Origin of the sequence: Pseudomonas sp. DVZ6 (assembly GCF_024259445.1) — a bacterium.
GTDB classification, from domain to species: domain Bacteria; phylum Pseudomonadota; class Gammaproteobacteria; order Pseudomonadales; family Pseudomonadaceae; genus Aquipseudomonas; species Aquipseudomonas peradeniyensis.
In genome coordinates, this window is the sequence record NZ_JANCLM010000006.1 from 92,033 (window position 1) to 107,773 (window position 15,741).

A 15,741-nucleotide genomic window follows, 5' to 3' on the forward strand; every position below is an offset into this window, starting at 1 on the left:
CCAGTGCAGGCTTGGCGTGGGAGCGGGCTTGCCCCGCGATGAATGGCGCCGATCAGATCAGCGAGGTGGAAATACCTTCACGGGCTTCCCATGCGGCCCGAACAGGCGCGAACGAGCGCCGATGAATGGGCGTCGGCCCAAGACGTGCCAGGGCCTCGAGGTGTACCGGGGTCGGATAGCCCTTGTGCCCGCCGATCCCGTACCCCGGGTAGATCAGCTCGAACTCGCTCATCTCGCGATCACGGGTAACCTTGGCCAGGATCGAAGCCGCCGCGATCGCCGGCACCTGGGAGTCGCCCTTGACCACCGGCGCCGCCGGCACGGCCAGCTTCGGGCAACGGTTGCCGTCGATCAGCGCCAGTTTCGGCGTGATGTGCAGCCCTTCGACCGCGCGCTGCATGGCCAGCATGGTGGCCTGGAGGATGTTCAGGCGGTCGATCTCCTCGACCTCGGCCCGGGCGATGAAGAAGCTCAGGGCCTTTTCGCGAATCTCGTCGAACAGCGCGTCGCGCTTGGCCTCGGTAAGCTTCTTCGAGTCGTTCAGGCCGAGGATCGGTCGGCGCGGGTCGAGAATCACCGCCGCGGTGACCACCGCGCCGCACAGCGGGCCGCGACCCACTTCATCGACGCCGGCCACCAGCTCTTCAACCAGGTTGAAATCCAGTCCCATCTGCATGTCAGCTGTCCTTCAACAGGGCGAGCACCGCGTCGGCCGCCTGGTTGGAGGCGTCGCGGCGCAGGGTGCGGTGGATCTGGTCGAAGCTGTCGGTCTGTTGCGAGCCGTCCTTGACCAGCGGCGCCAGGGTCTGCGCCAGGGCTTCGCTGGTGGCGGCGTCCTGCAGCAGCTCCGGCACCAGCAGGCGCTGGGCCAGCAAGTTGGGCAGCGACACGTACGGGCTCTTGACCATGCGCTTGAGGATCCAATAGGTCAGCGGCGCCAGGCGGTAGGCCACCACCATCGGTCGCTTGTACAGCATCGCTTCAAGGGTGGCGGTGCCGGAGGCGATCAGCACCGCGTCACAGGCGGCCAACGCCTGGTGCGAGCGGCCGTCCAGCAGGGTCAGCGGCAGCTCGCGCCCTTCGAGCATCTGCTCGACCTGGGCGCGCCGGGCGGCATTGGCGCACGGCAGCACGAAGCGCACGCCGGGCACCAGCTCGCACAGGCGCTGGGCGGCATCGAGGAACAAGGCACCCAGGCGTCCCACCTCACCACCCCGGCTGCCGGGCATCAGCGCGATCACCGGCCCTTCGCCCAGGCCGAGCTCGGCACGCGCCGCGCCACGGTCGGCCTCCAGGGGAATGGTGTCCGCCAGCGGATGGCCGACGAAACGCACCGGCACACCTTGCTCTTCATAGAAACGCGCTTCGAACGGCAGCAGGGTGAGCATCAGGTCGCACCCCTCGCGAATCTTCAGCACGCGCTTCTGCCGCCAGGCCCAGACCGACGGGCTGACGTAATGCACCGTCTTGATCCCGGCCTGGCGCAGCTTGAGTTCGATATTGAGGGTGAAATCGGGGGCGTCGATGCCAATGAACACGTCGGGCTTTTCGCCGATCAGCGTCTGGATCAGTTCCTTGCGCCGCTTGAGCAGCTCGCGCAGGCGCCCGAGCACCTCGACCAGGCCCATGACGGCCAGACGTTCCATCGGAAAGTAGGAGGTCATGCCCTCGGCTTCCATCAAGGGACCGCCAACACCGATGAACCGTACATCGGGATGACGTGCCTTGATGGCGCGCATCAGGCCGGAACCAAGAATATCGCCGCTGGCCTCGCCCGCGACCAGCGCCACGCAGAGCTGGGCCATGTCAGCGGGTGATGCCGCGTGCGGAATTGGCGATCGATTGGCGGAACAGGTCGACTTCGGGGAACTGCGTTACCAGTTCATCCAGCTCCTTGAGCGCCTCTTCGACGGTAAGGCCCTGCCGGTAGACGATCTTGTAGGCGCGACGCAGGGCGTGCAGTACTTCGTCGCTGAAACCGCGACGGCGCAGGCCTTCGAAGTTCATGCTGCGCGCCTCGGCCGGGCTGCCGAACACGGTGACGTAGGCCGGTACGTCCTTGCCGATCGCGGTGCCCATGCCGGAAAACGCGTGGGCGCCGATATGGCAGTACTGGTGTACCAGGGTGTAGCCGGACAGGATCGCCCAGTCGCCAACATGCACATGGCCCGCCAGCGCGGTGTTGTTGACCAGGATGCAGTGGTTGCCGATGACGCTGTCGTGGCCGATGTGGGCATAGGCCATGATCAGGTTGTGATCGCCCAGGGTCGTTTCCGAACGGTCCTGGACGGTGCCGCGGTGGATGGTGACACCCTCGCGGATCACGTTGTGGTCACCGATCACCAGGCGCGTCGGCTCACCCTTGTACTTCAGGTCAGGGGTGTCTTCACCGATAGATGAAAACTGGTAGATACGGTTGTGCTTGCCGATGCGGGTCGGCCCCTTGAGCACCACGTGCGGACCGATGACGGTGCCCTCCCCGATTTCCACATCGGGGCCTACGATCGACCAGGGGCCGACCTCGACGCCCTCGGCCAGCTTGGCCGAGGGGTCGATGATCGCCCTTGGGTCAATCGAACTCATAGGGAGCGTTCCGCGCAGGTGATCTCGGCCGAGCAGACCGGCTTGCCGTCCACCAGGGCGCGGCACTCGAACTTCCAGATCATGCTCTTGCGGCTGAGGAACCTGGCTTCCAGCACCAGCTGGTCGCCCGGCAGCACCGGCTGGCGGAAGCGCAGCTTGTCGGAGCCGACGAAGTAGTAGAGGGTGCCGTCCGCCGGCTTGGCGTCGAGCATCTTGAATCCGAGAATCCCGGCCGCCTGGGCCATCGCCTCGATGATCAGCACGCCCGGCATGATCGGATGCGCCGGGAAGTGGCCATTGAAGAACGGCTCGTTGATGCTGACATTCTTGTAGGCACGAATGCTTTGGGCCTCGAAGTCCAGGTCCGTCACACGATCCACCAACAGGAACGGGTAACGGTGAGGCAGGTATTCGCGAATCTCGTTGATGTCCATCATTTCGGGGGGAAGCCTGTATAAGAATAGGGAGCGCAGGTGCTGACCACACGCTCCTTTTGCAGATCCAAAGAGGAGCCAGCTAGCGACTGTAACGCTTGCTCAGTAAATGGTATCAGCCTTCTGATGCCGGCTGGCCACCTGAGGTCACGGTGTCGACACGCTTTTCCAGCTGCTGGAGACGCTTGGACATCTCGTCCAGCTGGCGAATGCGAGCGGCGCTCTTGCGCCACTCGGCCAAGGGTTGCATGGCCGTACCGGAAGAATAGCCACCCGGCTCGGTAATCGAACGGGTCACCATGGTCATGCCGGAGACAAAGACATTGTCGCAGACGTCGATGTGGCCGACCATCCCGACGCCACCGGCAATCATGCAATGCTTGCCGATCCGGGTGCTGCCGGAAATCCCGACGCAGGCCGCCATCGCCGTGTGGTCGCCGACCTGCACGTTGTGGGCGATCTGGATCTGGTTGTCGAGCTTGACGCCATCGCCAATGCGGGTGTCCGACAGCGCGCCGCGGTCTACCGCGGTGTTCACACCGATCTCCACGTCATCACCCAGGGTGACGCCGCCGATCTGCGCGATCTTGCGCCAGATACCTTTCTCGTTGGCAAAGCCGAAGCCCTCGCCGCCGATCACCGCGCCGGATTGGATGACCACCCGCTTGCCGATGGTCACGTCGTGATACAGCGTGACCCGCGGGGCCAGCCAGCCACCCTCGCCGATGACGCAGCGGGCACCGACGAAGCAGTGCGCGCCAACCGTTACATTGGCGCCAATGCGCGCACCGCTCTCGATCACCGCGAACGGGCCGATGCTGGCGCTGGCATCCACCTGGGCATCCTCGGCAACCACGGCGCTGGGATGGACTCCCGCCACAGCCTTGGGCTTTGGATCGAACAGGTGCGAAATGCGTGCATAGGCCAGGTAAGGGTCGGGAACGATCAGGGCGTTGCCGGCAAAACCTTCGGCGTCCTCGGCCTTGAGCAATACCGCGCTGGCCGAGGAATCGTCCAGGAACTTGCGGTACTGCTTGTTGGCCAGGAAGCTCAACTGCCCGGAACCGGCCTCCTGCAAGGTGGCCAGCCCGGTGATCTGCAGCGCTTCGGGGCCTTTGAGTTCGGCCCCGAGGGCCTCGGCCAGCTGGCCGAGCGTCATGGTCACGGTCATATCAACGAGCTTGGTTCATGCGCTCGATGACCTGGCGGGTGATGTCGTACTGCGGCTTGACATCGATGACCGCGCCACGCTCCAGAACCAGGTCGAAACCGCCCTTCTTGATCACTTCCTCGACAGCACCGTCAAGCTTCGGCTTGAGTTGCTTGAGCATGTCGCGGTCGGCCACGGCCTTGGCTTCGTTGAGTTCCTTGGACTGGAACTGGAAGTCACGGGCTTTTTGCTTGAACTCGAGTTCCAGGCGTTCACGCTCAGGCTGAGGCATCTTGTCGCCGCCCTTGATCAGGCGGTCCTGGATACCCTTGGCGCTGCTTTCCAGGCCCTTGAGCTTGGTCAGTTGCGGACCGAACTTCTTCTCGGCGTCAACGGCGTACTTCTTGGCCGCATCGGATTCCAGCAGGGCCATCTGATAGTTCAGCACGGCAACTTTCATTTCGGCGAAAGCCGGGGTGGCGACCAGCGCCGCGGCCACGAGGGCCAGTTGGGTCAACTTACGCACGATGCACTCCTGGATAATCCGTTGTCGTTATGCAAGGGCCGACCTCAGAAGGTCTGGCCCAGAGAGAATTGGAACACTTGCGTGTCGGCGTCGTCCGGCTTCTTGATCGGCATCGCCAGGCTGAAGCTCAACGGGCCCAGCGCGGTGATCCAGGTCACGCCCAGACCGACCGAGCTGGCCATGTCCGAGAAACCGACCTTGGTGCAATCGGGCTTGGAGCCGCAGTTGGTGTCGAACACGTTACCCACGTCCCAGAACACGGACGTGCGCAGCGAACGCTGATCCTTGACGAACGGCAGCGGGAACAGCAGCTCCACGCCACCCTGGACGAGGACGTTGCCACCGAACGGCAGCGGATCCTGGTCCGGGTCGGCGATGGTGCCCTGGTTGCCGGTTACCGCGGCGCCACGACTCGGGGTGCTGCGTGGACCCAGGGTGCTGTCCTTGAAGCCGCGCACGGAGTTGAAGCCGCCCGCGTAGTAGTTTTCATAGAACGGCAGGCCGGAGGTCGAGCCGAAACCATCACCATAGCCCAGCTCGGTGTGCAGGCGCAGGGTGTAGTCGTTGTTGATCGGCTTGAACAGCTGGCCACGGTAGTCGAGCTTGTAGAACGACAGGTCGCTGCCAGGCACGGTGGTTTCCAGGGTCAGGCTCTGGGAGTGACCGCGGGTAGCCAGCACGCCTTTGTTCAGGGTCGACTCGGACCAGCCGATCGACGCCTTGAAGTTCAGGAAGTTGTCGCCCTCGTCCTGGAGGAACTTGAAGATCTCGTCGACGGTGTAGCGGCCGGTCTTGATCTTGTCCTGCTGCACGGTCAGGCCGTAGGTCAGGCGCGAGGTCTCGCTGATCGGGTAGCCGAGGCTGACACCGGCACCGAGGCTGTCCACCGCGTAGCTGGCCACGTCGACGTCGAGGTCGTCGTAGTCGGTGCTGCGGTAGAAGGCGTTGTAGCCCAGGCTCACGCCATCGGCGGTGAAGTAGGGGTCGACGTAGCCGAAGTTGTAGCGGGTCTGGTACTCGGAACGGGTCAGGCCGATGGATACCTTGTTACCGGTACCGAGGAAGTTGTTCTGGCTGATCGAGCCGCCCAGGATCAGGCCGGCGCTCTGGGCGAAACCGACGCTGGCGGTGATCGAGCCGGAGGCCTGCTCTTCGACGCTGTAGTTGACGTCGACCTGGTCGTCGGTGCCCGGCACCGGCGGCGTCTCGACGTTGACTTCCTTGAAGAAGCCCAGGCGCTCGAGGCGGGTCTTGGACTGGTCGATCAGGTAGGTCGAAGCCCAGCCACCTTCCATCTGGCGCATTTCGCGGCGCAGCACTTCGTCTTCGGTCTTGGTGTTGCCGCGGTAGTTGATGCGGTTGACGTAGGCACGCTTGCCCGGATCGACGACGAACATGATGTCGACGGTGTGGTCCTGGTCATTCGGCTGCGGCACGCCGTTGACGTTGGCGAAGGTGTAGCCTTCGTTGCCCAGACGACGGGTGATCAGGTCGGAGGTGGTGGTCATCACCTTGCGCGAAAACACCTGGCCCGGCTGCACCAGCAGCAGCGACTTGACCTGGTCTTCCGGCACTTTCAGGTCACCGGACAGCTTCACGTCGCGGACGGTGTACTTCTCGCCCTCGTTGATGTTGACGGTGATGTAGACGTGCTTCTTGTCCGGGGTGATCGACACCTGGGTGGACGCGATGTCCATGTTGATGTAGCCGCGGTCCAGGTAGTAGGAACGCAGGCGCTCCAGGTCACCGGAGAGTTTTTCCCGGGCGTACTTGTCGTCGTTCTTGAAGAACGACAACCAGTTGGTGGTCTTGAGCTCGAACAGCTGGCCGAGGGTCTCGTCGTCGAAGACCGTGTTGCCCACCACGTTGATGTGCTGGATCGCGGCCACGGTGCCTTCGTTGATCTTGATCTTCAGGCCCACGCGGTTGCGCGGCTGCGGCACGACTTCGGCGTCGACCTCGGCGGAGTAGCGGCCCTGGGCCACGTACTGACGCTGCAGTTCGTTACGCACGCCTTCCAGCGTCGCGCGCTGGAAGATCTCGCCTTCGGCCAGGCCCGACTGTTTCAGGCCTTTCATCAGGTCTTCGGTGCTGATCGCCTTGTTGCCTTCGATCTCGATGCTCGACACCGAGGGGCGCTCGACCACGTTGATGATCAGGACATTGCCGTCGCGGTTCAGCTGGATGTCCTGGAAGAAGCCGGTCTTGAACAGCGAGCGGGTCGACTCGACCAGACGGCGGTCGTCGACCTGGTCACCGACGTTCAGCGGCAACGCGCCGAACACGCTGCCGGCGGACACCCGCTGCAGGCCGTTGACACGAATATCGGAGATGGTGAAGGACTCGGCGTGAACTTCAGCGATCATCAGTGCGGAGAGCACCGCAGTTAGCAGCAGACGTTTCATGAAGTCCTTTTATTCCAACTGGCAATAAACAACCTGCCGCGACAAGGCGGCAGGTTTTCGCGATTGAGCGAAGCTTTTATAGTCGACCCAGATCGTTGATCAGGGCGAGCAACATCACCCCGACGACTAAACTGATACCGATCTGGACCCCCCAACCTTGCACCCGATCCGAGAGCGGACGACCGCGCGCCCACTCGATCAGGTAGAACAGCAAATGCCCCCCATCCAGTACCGGGATGGGCAGCAGGTTCAGAACCCCCAGGCTTATGCTCAGGTAGGCCAGGAAATTCAGGAAATCCCCAACGCCCGACTGGGCTGAAGCGCCCGCCACTTTAGCAATGGTTATCGGTCCGCTCAAGTTTTTTACCGAGAGCTCCCCGAACAGCATTTTCTTCAGCGATTCGAGGGTCAGGACGCTCATGCTCCAGGTGCGGGAAAGCCCCTCGCCGACTGCTTCCAGCGGACCATAGCTGACCTCGCGGAGCATCTTCGCCGGCCACTCGGCGGCCTTGACCCCGGCGCCCAGATAGCCGCCAGAAGCCTGGCCCTCACCTTTGCGCCCCAGGGTGACGGCAACCTCGAGTGGCGCGCCGTCGCGCTCGATGCGCAGGCTGACCTTTTTCTCGGGACGCGCGCGGACCGCGTCGACCACCTGCTGCCAGTCGGCCAGCTCGACGCCGTCGAGCGCCAGCAGCTTGTCACCGGTCTTGAGCCCGGCCGCCGCCGCTGGCCCCTTCGGATCGATCTCGGCCAGCACCGGCACCACCGCCGGGCGCCAGGGGCGCAGGCCAAGGGACTGGATCGGCTCCGGCTCGTCGACGCCCTTGAGCCACTGATTCAGGGAAACATCGAGCTGGCGCTCGGTGGTCGCGCCCTCGTCGAGCACCCCGACCCGCAGCGTGCCGCTCTCGCCAAGGCGGCGCACCAACTGTAGGTTGACCGCCGACCAACCATTGGTCGGTTCGCCATCGATGGAAACGATTTCCTGGCCGACGCTCAGACCGGCGCTGGCCGCCAGGCTGCCGGCCTCGACGCCGCCGATGACCGGACGTACCTGTTGCGAGCCCAGCATGGCCACCACCCAGAAGAACAGGATGGCAAGCAGGAAGTTGGCGATGGGGCCGGCGGCCACGATGGCGATGCGCTGGCGGACCGACTTGCGGTTGAACGACTGCTCGACCAGCGCTGGCGGGACCTCGCCCTCGCGCTCGTCGAGCATCTTGACGTAGCCGCCCAGGGGGATCGCGGCGACGACGAACTCGGTGCCGTGGCGATCATGCCAACGCACCAGTGGCGTGCCGAAGCCCACCGAGAAACGCAGGACCTTGACCCCGCAACGCCGCGCCACCCAGAAGTGGCCGAACTCGTGGAAGGTAACCAGCACACCCAGGGCAATCAGGGTGCCGACAATCATGTAGAGCGCAGTCATGTCCAATCTCCGGGTGACATTCGGCGGAGTCGGCCGCAGGCTTCAGCGGCCGTGGCGTCGCAGCCATTCCCGGGACAGCTCCCGGGCACGCTGGTCGGCGGCGAACACCGCCTCGAGGGTGGGCAATGCCACCACGGGCTCCTGGTCGAGCACCTGTTCGATCATACCCGCGATCTCCGGGAAGCGGATACGCCGCTGGAGAAACGCCTCGACAGCCACTTCGTTGGCGGCGTTGAGCACCGCCGGCGCGCTGTTGCCCGCCTCGGCAGCCTGACGTGCCAGGCGCAGGCATGGGAAGCGCTGTTCGTCGGGCGCCTGGAAATCCAGACGGGCGATGGCGAACAGGTCCAGCGGCGCGACGCCCGAATCGATACGCTCCGGCCAGGCCAGGGCGTTGGAGATCGGTGTGCGCATGTCCGGGTTGCCCAGCTGGGCAAGCACCGAGCCATCGACGTAATCCACCAGCGAGTGAATGACGCTCTGCGGGTGCACCACCACTTCAATCTGGGACGGCTTGGCATCGAACAGCCAGCAGGCCTCGATCAGTTCCAGGCCTTTGTTCAGCATGCTGGCCGAGTCGACCGAGATCTTGCGACCCATGGACCAGTTCGGGTGCGCGCAGGCCTGCTCCGGAGTTACATCCAGCAATGCTTCAGCAGGGGTTTCGCGGAACGGCCCGCCGGAGGCGGTCAGCAGGATCCGGCGCACGCCGACAGCGCCCAGGCCACGGGCGTAATCGCCGGGCATGCACTGGAAGATCGCGTTGTGCTCGCTGTCGATCGGCAGCAACACCGAACCACTGCGGTGCACCGCATCCATGAACAGGGCCCCGGACATCACCAGGGCCTCCTTGTTGGCCAGCAGCACCTTCTTGCCCGCCTCGACCGCGGCCAGGGTCGGGCGCAGGCCGGCGGCGCCGACGATAGCCGCCATCACGGTATCCACCTCGGACGCAGCGGCCACCTGACACAACCCGGCCTCACCCTCGAGCACCTCGGTGGCGCAGCCCGCCGCGGCCAGCCCCTGACGCAGGCGCATGGCCGCCTCGGCGCTCGGCACCACGGCGAACGCCGGACGATGACGCTCGCACAGGGCCAGCAGTTCGTCGATGCGCGAATAGCCGCTGAGGGCGAACACCTGGTAACGGTCGGGGTGGCGGGCAATGACATCCAGCGTGCTCAGGCCGATGGAGCCGGTGGCCCCCAGCACGGTTATGCGTTGCACGGCACTCACATCACACCCCACTCAGCCGCCCACAGCAGCACGGCAAACATCGGAATCGCCGCGGTCAGGCTGTCGATGCGATCGAGCACGCCGCCATGACCCGGCAGCAGGTTGCTGCTGTCCTTGATGCCTTCACGGCGCTTGAACATGCTTTCGGTCAGGTCGCCGACCACCGAGGACATCACTACAACGACAGCCCCCAGCAGGCCCAGCAGCACCTGGCCGACACTCCAGTCGCGGGAGAAACCCACGGCCAGGGTAATCAGCAGGCTGACCGCGAGGCCGCCATAGACGCCCTCCCAGCTCTTGCCCGGACTGACCTGCGGCGCCAGCTTGCGCTTGCCGAAGGCCCGACCGGAGAAGTACGCGCCGATATCGGCAGCCCAGACCAGCACCATCACCGACAGGATCAGCCAGTTGCCCAACGGCCAGTGCTTGAGCAGCACCAGGCCCTGCCAGGCAGGCAGCAGTACCAACAGGCCAATCAGCAGGCGACAGGCGGCGCTGCTCCACAGCTCGCCGCTGCGCGGGTAGGTCAGCACCAACCAGGTGGCCAGGGCCCACCAGATCACCGAGGCGCCCAGCACCCAGGGCGCAAGATCGGGCATCAGGTAGAGCAACATCAGGCCGCCCGCCACCACCGCGGCGTAGGCGATGCGCAGCGGCTGCGCGACCAGGCCGGCCAGGCGCGCCCACTCCCAGGCACCGAGCGTCACCACGAAGCCGATGAACAGGGCGAAATCTCCACCGTTGAGCAGGAAGAAACCACCCAACGCGATCGGCAGCAGGATCAGCGCGGTAATGATGCGTTGTTTAAGCATTAAGCACGGGCTCCGGCTTCGACCTGCTCGCTGGTCTTACCGAAGCGGCGCTGGCGCGAAGCGAAATCGGCCAGCGCGTTGCGCATGGCCTCGTGTTTGAAGTCCGGCCAATAGAGGTCGGAGAAGTACAGCTCGGCGTAGGCCAGCTGCCACAGCAGGAAGTTGCTGATACGGTGCTCGCCGCCGGTGCGGATGCACAGATCGGGCAACGGCAGGTCGCCGGTGGCAAGGCAGGTCTGCAACAACTCCGGTGTGATGTCGTCCGGCCGCAGATGACCGGCCTGAACCTCACGCGCCAGGCGCTGGGCAGCCTGGGCGATATCCCACTGGCCGCCGTAGTTGGCGGCGATCTGCAGGATGAAACGGTTGCTGCCTGCGGTCGCGGCCTCGGCCTCGCGCATCGCCGCCTGAAGCTCAGGATGGAAGCGCGAGCGGTCGCCAATGATGCGCAGGCTGATGTTGTTGTCGTTCAGGCGCGAGGCCTCGCGGCGCAGCGCCTTGAAGAACAGCTCCATCAGGGCACTGACTTCGTCCGCCGGTCGCTGCCAGTTCTCACTGGAGAACGCAAAAAGCGTGAGCACCTCGACCTTCGCCTCGGCGCACACTTCGATCACGGCGCGCACCGCATCGACACCCGCTTTATGCCCGGCAACGCCGGGCATGAAGCGTTTCTTCGCCCAGCGATTATTCCCATCCATGATGATCGCCACGTGACGCGGCACCACGGAGGGCACAGTCTGCTTGGTCTTTTCCATGAAGGCGTCCTGACCCTTAGATGGCCATCAGGTCCTTTTCTTTGGCTTCAGTGGCCTTGGCGATCTGCGCCTCGATATCCTTGATCAGCTTGTCGATGTCGGCACTGGCACGACGCTCTTCGTCTTCACTGATTTCCTTGTCCTTGGACAGCTTCTTCAGGTCACCCATGGCGTCACGACGGATGTTGCGCACGGCAACGCGCGCATCTTCGGCCGCGGCGCGAGCCTGCTTGGTGAAGCCCTTGCGGGTTTCTTCGGTCAGCGGGGGCATATTGACCAGCAGCAACTCGCCCAGGTTGGTCGGATTGAGATTCAAGCCGGCGCTGCCGATGGCCTTGTCGATGGCGCCCAGCATGTTGCGCTCGAAAGGCACGACTTGCAGGGTCTGGTTGTCCTTGACGGTCACGTTGGCGACACTGGTCAGCGGGGTGTCGGAGCCATAGTAAGGCACCATCACGCTGCCCAGGACGCTCGGATGCGCCTTGCCGGTGCGGATCTGGCCAAATGCGTGGATCAGCGACTCCAGCGACTTTTGCATGCGCGCCTGGGCGTCTTTCTTGATTTCGTTGATCATTTTTGAACTTCCTCGATCAGAGTTCCTTCCGCGCCGCCATGCACGATGTTCAGCAGGGCGCCGGGCTTGTTCATGTTGAAGACGCGCAGCGGCATCTTGTGATCGCGGCAAAGGCAGATTGCCGTCAGGTCCATTACGCCCAGCTTGCGATCCAGCACTTCATCGTAGGACAGATGATCGAACTTCTCGGCATGCGGGTCCTTGAATGGATCTGCAGTGTATACACCATCGACCTTGGTTGCCTTCAATACCACGTCGGCATCGATTTCGATGGCGCGCAGGCAAGCGGCGGAGTCGGTGGTGAAGAACGGGTTGCCGGTACCGGCAGCGAAGATCACGACTTCCTTGGAGTTCAGGTGGCGCATGGCCTTGCGGCGATCGTAGTGATCGGTCACGCCTACCATGGAGATGGCCGACATGACGATGGCGGTGATGTTCGCCCGCTCCAGCGCGTCGCGCATGGCCAGGCCGTTCATCACGGTGGCCAGCATGCCCATGTGGTCGCCGGTAACGCGGTCCATGCCGGCTGCACTGAGCGCCGCGCCACGGAACAGGTTGCCACCACCGATCACCAGGCCGACCTGAACGCCGATGCCGACCAGCTGGCCGACTTCCAGCGCCATGCGATCCAGGACCTTGGGGTCGATCCCGAACTCTTCCGAGCCCATCAGGGCCTCGCCGCTAAGTTTGAGTAGAATGCGTTTATAGCGAGCCTGATGACCACTGCCCTGCTGAGCCATTGCGAATCTCTCCTGCGGCGTTTGTAAAAATCTGGCGGGCTGTTTCAGCCTGCGCGTAACTCTAGCGTGACGCAATTCATGCGTCAGCGAACAACGGTCTCGTGAACCGCTCCCGCTTTGACAAAGAGGCTGCGCGCGTAAGCGGGCAGCCTCTTCGGGGCGACAGACGAATCCGTCTTACTGCTTGGCGGCAGCTACCTGGGCGGCAACTTCGGCAGCGAAGTCGTCAACCGGCTTCTCGATGCCTTCGCCGACCTTGAAGTAGGTGAAGGAAACGATTTCAGCACCGGCTTTCTTGGCCAGCGCGCCGACTTTGACTTCCGGATCCATGACGAAGGCTTGCTCTTTCAGCGAGGCTTCGGCCTTGAACTTGGAGATACGACCGTTGATCATGTTTTCAACGATGTTTTCCGGCTTGCCGGCGATCTTGTCGGCGTTCAGCTGCAGGAAGACGTTCTTCTCGCGCTCGATGGCCTCGGCGGAGATTTCCGACGCATCCAGGAACTCTGGGTTCGAGGCTGCAACGTGCATGGCAATGTTCTTGGCCAGGTCGACGTCGCCGCCTTTCAGGACAACAACGGCACCGATCTTGTTGCCGTGCAGGTAGGCACCGACAACGTCGCCTTCAACGCGCACCAGGCGACGGATGTTGACGTTCTCGCCGCACTTGGCAACCAGGGCTTCACGAGCGGCTTCACGCGAGGCGATCAGCGGAGCTGCGTCGGTCAGCTTCTGGGCGAAGGCTTCTTCGATGCTTTCGGCAACGAAGTTCTTGAAGTCGTCCTGCAGAGCCAGGAAGTCGGTCTGCGAGTTCACTTCCAGCAGAACGGCGGATTTACCGTCGGTCTTGACGGCGATAGCGCCTTCAGCAGCGACGTTGCCAGCCTTCTTGGCGGCCTTGATGGCGCCCGAGGCACGCATGTCGTCAATGGCTTTCTCGATGTCGCCGCCGGCCTTTTCCAGGGCCTTTTTGCAATCCATCATGCCTTCGCCAGTACGCTCGCGCAGTTCTTTGACCAGCGCCGCAGTAATTGCTGCCATTTCAAAATCCTCTTGGAAAGTTTTTCAACCATTCCACCCGCTCGTCACGGGCGTTAAATTCTGCAAATCGCTGCCTTTATATCAGCTCGCCCATGATGCGGGGCCGTTGCTGACAGCAGGATTTCAAGGTGGCAAAAAGGGGGCCAAGCCCCCTTTTTGCGTGCCAAGTAGACGCCAGGCGTCAATTACTCAGCAGCAGGTGCAGCCGCTTCTTCAGCGTAGACTTCAGTGCCGCCGGCAACGTTGTTGCGGCCGCGGATGACGGCGTCAGCCATCGAAGTCATGTACAGCTCGATGGCGCGGATGGCGTCATCGTTACCTGGGATGATGTAGTCAACACCTTCCGGGCTGCTGTTGGTATCGACAACGCCGATGACCGGGATGCCCAGCTTGTTGGCTTCGGTGATGGCAATGCGCTCGTGGTCGACGTCGATCACGAACAGGGCATCAGGCAGGCCGCCCATGTCCTTGATACCACCCAGGCTGCGGTCCAGTTTTTCCAGATCGCGCGAACGCATCAGGGCTTCTTTCTTGGTCAGCTTGGCAAAGGTGCCGTCTTCGGCCTGGGTTTCCAGGTCGCGCAGACGCTTGATCGAGGCGCGGATGGTCTTGTAGTTGGTCAGCATGCCGCCCAACCAACGGTGGTCAACGTATGGCGAACCGCAACGAGCAGCTTGCTCGGCGACGATCTTGCCGGCGGAACGCTTGGTGCCGACGAACATGATCTTGTTCTTGCCCTGGGCCAGACGCTCTACGAAGGACAGAGCTTCGTTGAACATTGGCAGGGTTTTTTCCAGGTTGATGATGTGGATCTTGTTACGCGCGCCGAAAATGTACTTGCCCATTTTCGGGTTCCAGTAACGGGTCTGGTGGCCGAAGTGCACACCGGCCTTCAGCATATCGCGCATGTTGACTTGGGACATGATAGTTCCTTGATAAGTCGGGTTGGGCCTCCACGTATCCCAATGACCAACCCGTGTTTCCAGGGAAACCGGGCACCCAGGCCATCGTGTCGACACGTGTGTGGGTTTGAGCTGACGGAGGACATCCCCCGAAAGCGGCGCATTTTATACCACAGGCCGAGCGCGAACGGAACCCGGATCATGCTTCGTCCGTCAGCGGTTTTTGCAGCACCCGTGCTTTGCGGCCAGAATGCCTTCAATAGACCAGCGGATCCACGGGACTCTCCCGACAGATCGCCGCCGCGCTCTGGTAGAATCCGGTCTTTCCCGTTTGTTCGCGCCACACAGGGCGCCGTAGAGAGCCTGTTCATGACCGTCACCATCAAGACTGCAGAAGACATCGAGAAGATGCGCATCGCTGGCCGCCTGGCCGCCGAAGTGCTGGAAATGATCGAGGAGCACGTCAAGCCCGGCGTCACCACCGAGGAGCTCGACCGCCTGTGCCACGACTACATCGTCAACGTCCAGCAGGCGATCCCCGCCCCCCTCAACTACAAGGGCTTCCCCAAGTCGATCTGCACCTCGATCAACCATGTGGTCTGCCACGGCATTCCCAATGACAAGGCGCTCAAGGACGGCGACACTATCAACATCGACGTGACCGTGATCAAGGACGGCTACCACGGCGACACCAGCCGCATGTTCCATGTCGGCACCGTCGCGCCATGGGCCGAGCGCCTGTCCAAGGTCACCCAGGAGTGCCTGTACAAGGCCATCGAGCTGGTCAAGCCCGGCTGCCGCCTGGGTGACATCGGCGAAGTGATCCAGAAGCACGCCGAGAAGAACGGTTTCTCGGTGGTCCGCGAGTTCTGCGGCCACGGCATCGGCAAGGTGTTCCACGAAGAGCCGCAGATCCTCCACTACGGCCGCGCCGGTACCGGCATGGAACTCAAGGAAGGCATGACCTTCACCATCGAGCCGATGATCAACCAGGGCAAGGCCGACACCAAGGTGCTGGGCGACGGCTGGACCGCCATCACCAAGGACCGCAAGCTCTCGGCCCAGTGGGAGCACACCCTGGTGGTGACCGCCAGCGGCTACGAGATCTTCACCCTGCGCAAGGACGACACCATCCCGCGCACCTCGGCCTGATACTG

The 15,741-nt window shown here is 63.2% G+C and carries 16 protein-coding genes; 1 reads left to right on the forward strand and 15 read right to left on the reverse strand.

Annotated elements, in window-relative coordinates; translation table 11 throughout:
- Positions 1 to 52: 52 nt before the first annotated feature.
- The 15 genes from rnhB to rpsB all read right to left on the reverse strand — a co-directional run bounded on the left by rnhB (position 53) and on the right by rpsB (position 14,605).
- Positions 53 to 676, reverse strand: coding sequence for a ribonuclease HII (gene rnhB / locus NMG10_RS05405; protein ID WP_203651138.1), 624 nt, complete (start codon positions 674 to 676; stop codon positions 53 to 55).
- Between the two features lies 1 nt (position 677).
- Positions 678 to 1,805 carry a lipid-A-disaccharide synthase gene (gene lpxB / locus NMG10_RS05410; RefSeq protein ID WP_203651137.1) on the reverse strand — a complete coding sequence of 376 codons (1,128 nt, stop codon included), beginning with the start codon at positions 1,803 to 1,805 and terminating at the stop codon, positions 678 to 680.
- Position 1,806: 1 nt separating this feature from the next.
- Positions 1,807 to 2,583, reverse strand: coding sequence for an acyl-ACP--UDP-N-acetylglucosamine O-acyltransferase (lpxA, locus tag NMG10_RS05415; protein WP_028690667.1), 777 nt, complete (start codon positions 2,581 to 2,583; stop codon positions 1,807 to 1,809).
- A complete protein-coding gene (fabZ, locus tag NMG10_RS05420) occupies positions 2,580 to 3,020 on the reverse strand; it encodes a 3-hydroxyacyl-ACP dehydratase FabZ (protein WP_051097422.1) in 441 nt (146 codons plus the stop codon). Before fabZ ends, lpxA begins: the two co-directional genes overlap by 4 nt.
- Positions 3,021 to 3,132: 112 nt before the next feature.
- On the reverse strand, positions 3,133 to 4,188 hold the full coding sequence (lpxD, locus tag NMG10_RS05425) for a UDP-3-O-(3-hydroxymyristoyl)glucosamine N-acyltransferase (protein ID WP_203651136.1): 1,056 nt from the start codon (positions 4,186 to 4,188) through the stop codon (positions 3,133 to 3,135).
- A gap of 1 nt (position 4,189) precedes the next feature.
- Positions 4,190 to 4,693, reverse strand: coding sequence for an OmpH family outer membrane protein (locus tag NMG10_RS05430; protein ID WP_023629834.1), 504 nt, complete (start codon positions 4,691 to 4,693; stop codon positions 4,190 to 4,192).
- 44 nt (positions 4,694 to 4,737) lie between these two features.
- Entirely contained in the window at positions 4,738 to 7,098 is a 2,361-nt protein-coding gene (gene bamA / locus NMG10_RS05435; protein ID WP_028690670.1) for an outer membrane protein assembly factor BamA, read from the reverse strand.
- 76 nt (positions 7,099 to 7,174) lie between these two features.
- Positions 7,175 to 8,527: an RIP metalloprotease RseP gene (gene rseP, locus NMG10_RS05440; RefSeq protein ID WP_254463925.1), complete on the reverse strand. Its 1,353-nt coding sequence runs from the start codon at positions 8,525 to 8,527 to the stop codon at positions 7,175 to 7,177.
- Positions 8,528 to 8,569: 42 nt separating this feature from the next.
- Positions 8,570 to 9,760 (reverse strand): 1-deoxy-D-xylulose-5-phosphate reductoisomerase, encoded by a 1,191-nt coding sequence (gene ispC, locus NMG10_RS05445; protein ID WP_203651128.1) that lies wholly within the window; start codon positions 9,758 to 9,760, stop codon positions 8,570 to 8,572.
- A complete protein-coding gene (locus tag NMG10_RS05450; RefSeq protein WP_203651127.1) occupies positions 9,757 to 10,572 on the reverse strand; it encodes a phosphatidate cytidylyltransferase in 816 nt (271 codons plus the stop codon). The genes ispC and NMG10_RS05450 overlap by 4 nt, the downstream gene beginning before the upstream one ends.
- On the reverse strand, positions 10,572 to 11,327 hold the full coding sequence (uppS, locus tag NMG10_RS05455) for a polyprenyl diphosphate synthase (protein ID WP_203651126.1): 756 nt from the start codon (positions 11,325 to 11,327) through the stop codon (positions 10,572 to 10,574). The genes NMG10_RS05450 and uppS overlap by 1 nt, the downstream gene beginning before the upstream one ends.
- Before the next feature lie 16 nt (positions 11,328 to 11,343).
- Positions 11,344 to 11,901 (reverse strand): ribosome recycling factor, encoded by a 558-nt coding sequence (frr, locus tag NMG10_RS05460; RefSeq protein ID WP_203651124.1) that lies wholly within the window; start codon positions 11,899 to 11,901, stop codon positions 11,344 to 11,346.
- The gene (pyrH, locus tag NMG10_RS05465; protein ID WP_028690676.1) at positions 11,898 to 12,641 is read right to left on the reverse strand and encodes a UMP kinase; all 744 of its coding nucleotides are present in this window, start codon (positions 12,639 to 12,641) and stop codon (positions 11,898 to 11,900) included. The genes frr and pyrH overlap by 4 nt, the downstream gene beginning before the upstream one ends.
- Before the next feature lie 177 nt (positions 12,642 to 12,818).
- Positions 12,819 to 13,682: a translation elongation factor Ts gene (gene tsf / locus NMG10_RS05470; protein WP_050704410.1), complete on the reverse strand. Its 864-nt coding sequence runs from the start codon at positions 13,680 to 13,682 to the stop codon at positions 12,819 to 12,821.
- Between the two features lie 185 nt (positions 13,683 to 13,867).
- Positions 13,868 to 14,605 carry a 30S ribosomal protein S2 gene (gene rpsB / locus NMG10_RS05475; RefSeq protein ID WP_028690678.1) on the reverse strand — a complete coding sequence of 246 codons (738 nt, stop codon included), beginning with the start codon at positions 14,603 to 14,605 and terminating at the stop codon, positions 13,868 to 13,870.
- Positions 14,606 to 14,953: 348 nt separating this feature from the next.
- Here rpsB and map point away from each other — a divergent pair, with 348 nt between their 5' ends.
- Positions 14,954 to 15,736: a type I methionyl aminopeptidase gene (gene map / locus NMG10_RS05480; RefSeq protein ID WP_050704409.1), complete on the forward strand. Its 783-nt coding sequence runs from the start codon at positions 14,954 to 14,956 to the stop codon at positions 15,734 to 15,736.
- Positions 15,737 to 15,741: the final 5 nt, after the last annotated feature.

Excerpts from the sequence above, each read along its gene's own strand:
- rnhB (WP_203651138.1), bottom strand. The coding sequence starts at position 676 with ATGCAGATGGGACTGGATTTCAACCTGGTTGAAGAGCTGGTGGCCGGC.
- lpxB (WP_203651137.1), bottom strand. The coding sequence starts at position 1,805 with ATGGCCCAGCTCTGCGTGGCGCTGGTCGCGGGCGAGGCCAGCGGCGAT.
- lpxA (WP_028690667.1), bottom strand. The coding sequence starts at position 2,583 with ATGAGTTCGATTGACCCAAGGGCGATCATCGACCCCTCGGCCAAGCTG.
- fabZ (WP_051097422.1), bottom strand. The coding sequence starts at position 3,020 with ATGATGGACATCAACGAGATTCGCGAATACCTGCCTCACCGTTACCCG.
- lpxD (WP_203651136.1), bottom strand. The coding sequence starts at position 4,188 with ATGACCGTGACCATGACGCTCGGCCAGCTGGCCGAGGCCCTCGGGGCC.
- bamA (WP_028690670.1), bottom strand. The coding sequence starts at position 7,098 with ATGAAACGTCTGCTGCTAACTGCGGTGCTCTCCGCACTGATGATCGCT.
- rseP (WP_254463925.1), bottom strand. The coding sequence starts at position 8,527 with ATGACTGCGCTCTACATGATTGTCGGCACCCTGATTGCCCTGGGTGTG.
- NMG10_RS05450 (WP_203651127.1), bottom strand. The coding sequence starts at position 10,572 with ATGCTTAAACAACGCATCATTACCGCGCTGATCCTGCTGCCGATCGCG.
- uppS (WP_203651126.1), bottom strand. The coding sequence starts at position 11,327 with ATGGAAAAGACCAAGCAGACTGTGCCCTCCGTGGTGCCGCGTCACGTG.
- frr (WP_203651124.1), bottom strand. The coding sequence starts at position 11,901 with ATGATCAACGAAATCAAGAAAGACGCCCAGGCGCGCATGCAAAAGTCG.
- pyrH (WP_028690676.1), bottom strand. The coding sequence starts at position 12,641 with ATGGCTCAGCAGGGCAGTGGTCATCAGGCTCGCTATAAACGCATTCTA.
- tsf (WP_050704410.1), bottom strand. The coding sequence starts at position 13,682 with ATGGCAGCAATTACTGCGGCGCTGGTCAAAGAACTGCGCGAGCGTACT.
- rpsB (WP_028690678.1), bottom strand. The coding sequence starts at position 14,605 with ATGTCCCAAGTCAACATGCGCGATATGCTGAAGGCCGGTGTGCACTTC.
- map (WP_050704409.1), top strand. The coding sequence starts at position 14,954 with ATGACCGTCACCATCAAGACTGCAGAAGACATCGAGAAGATGCGCATC.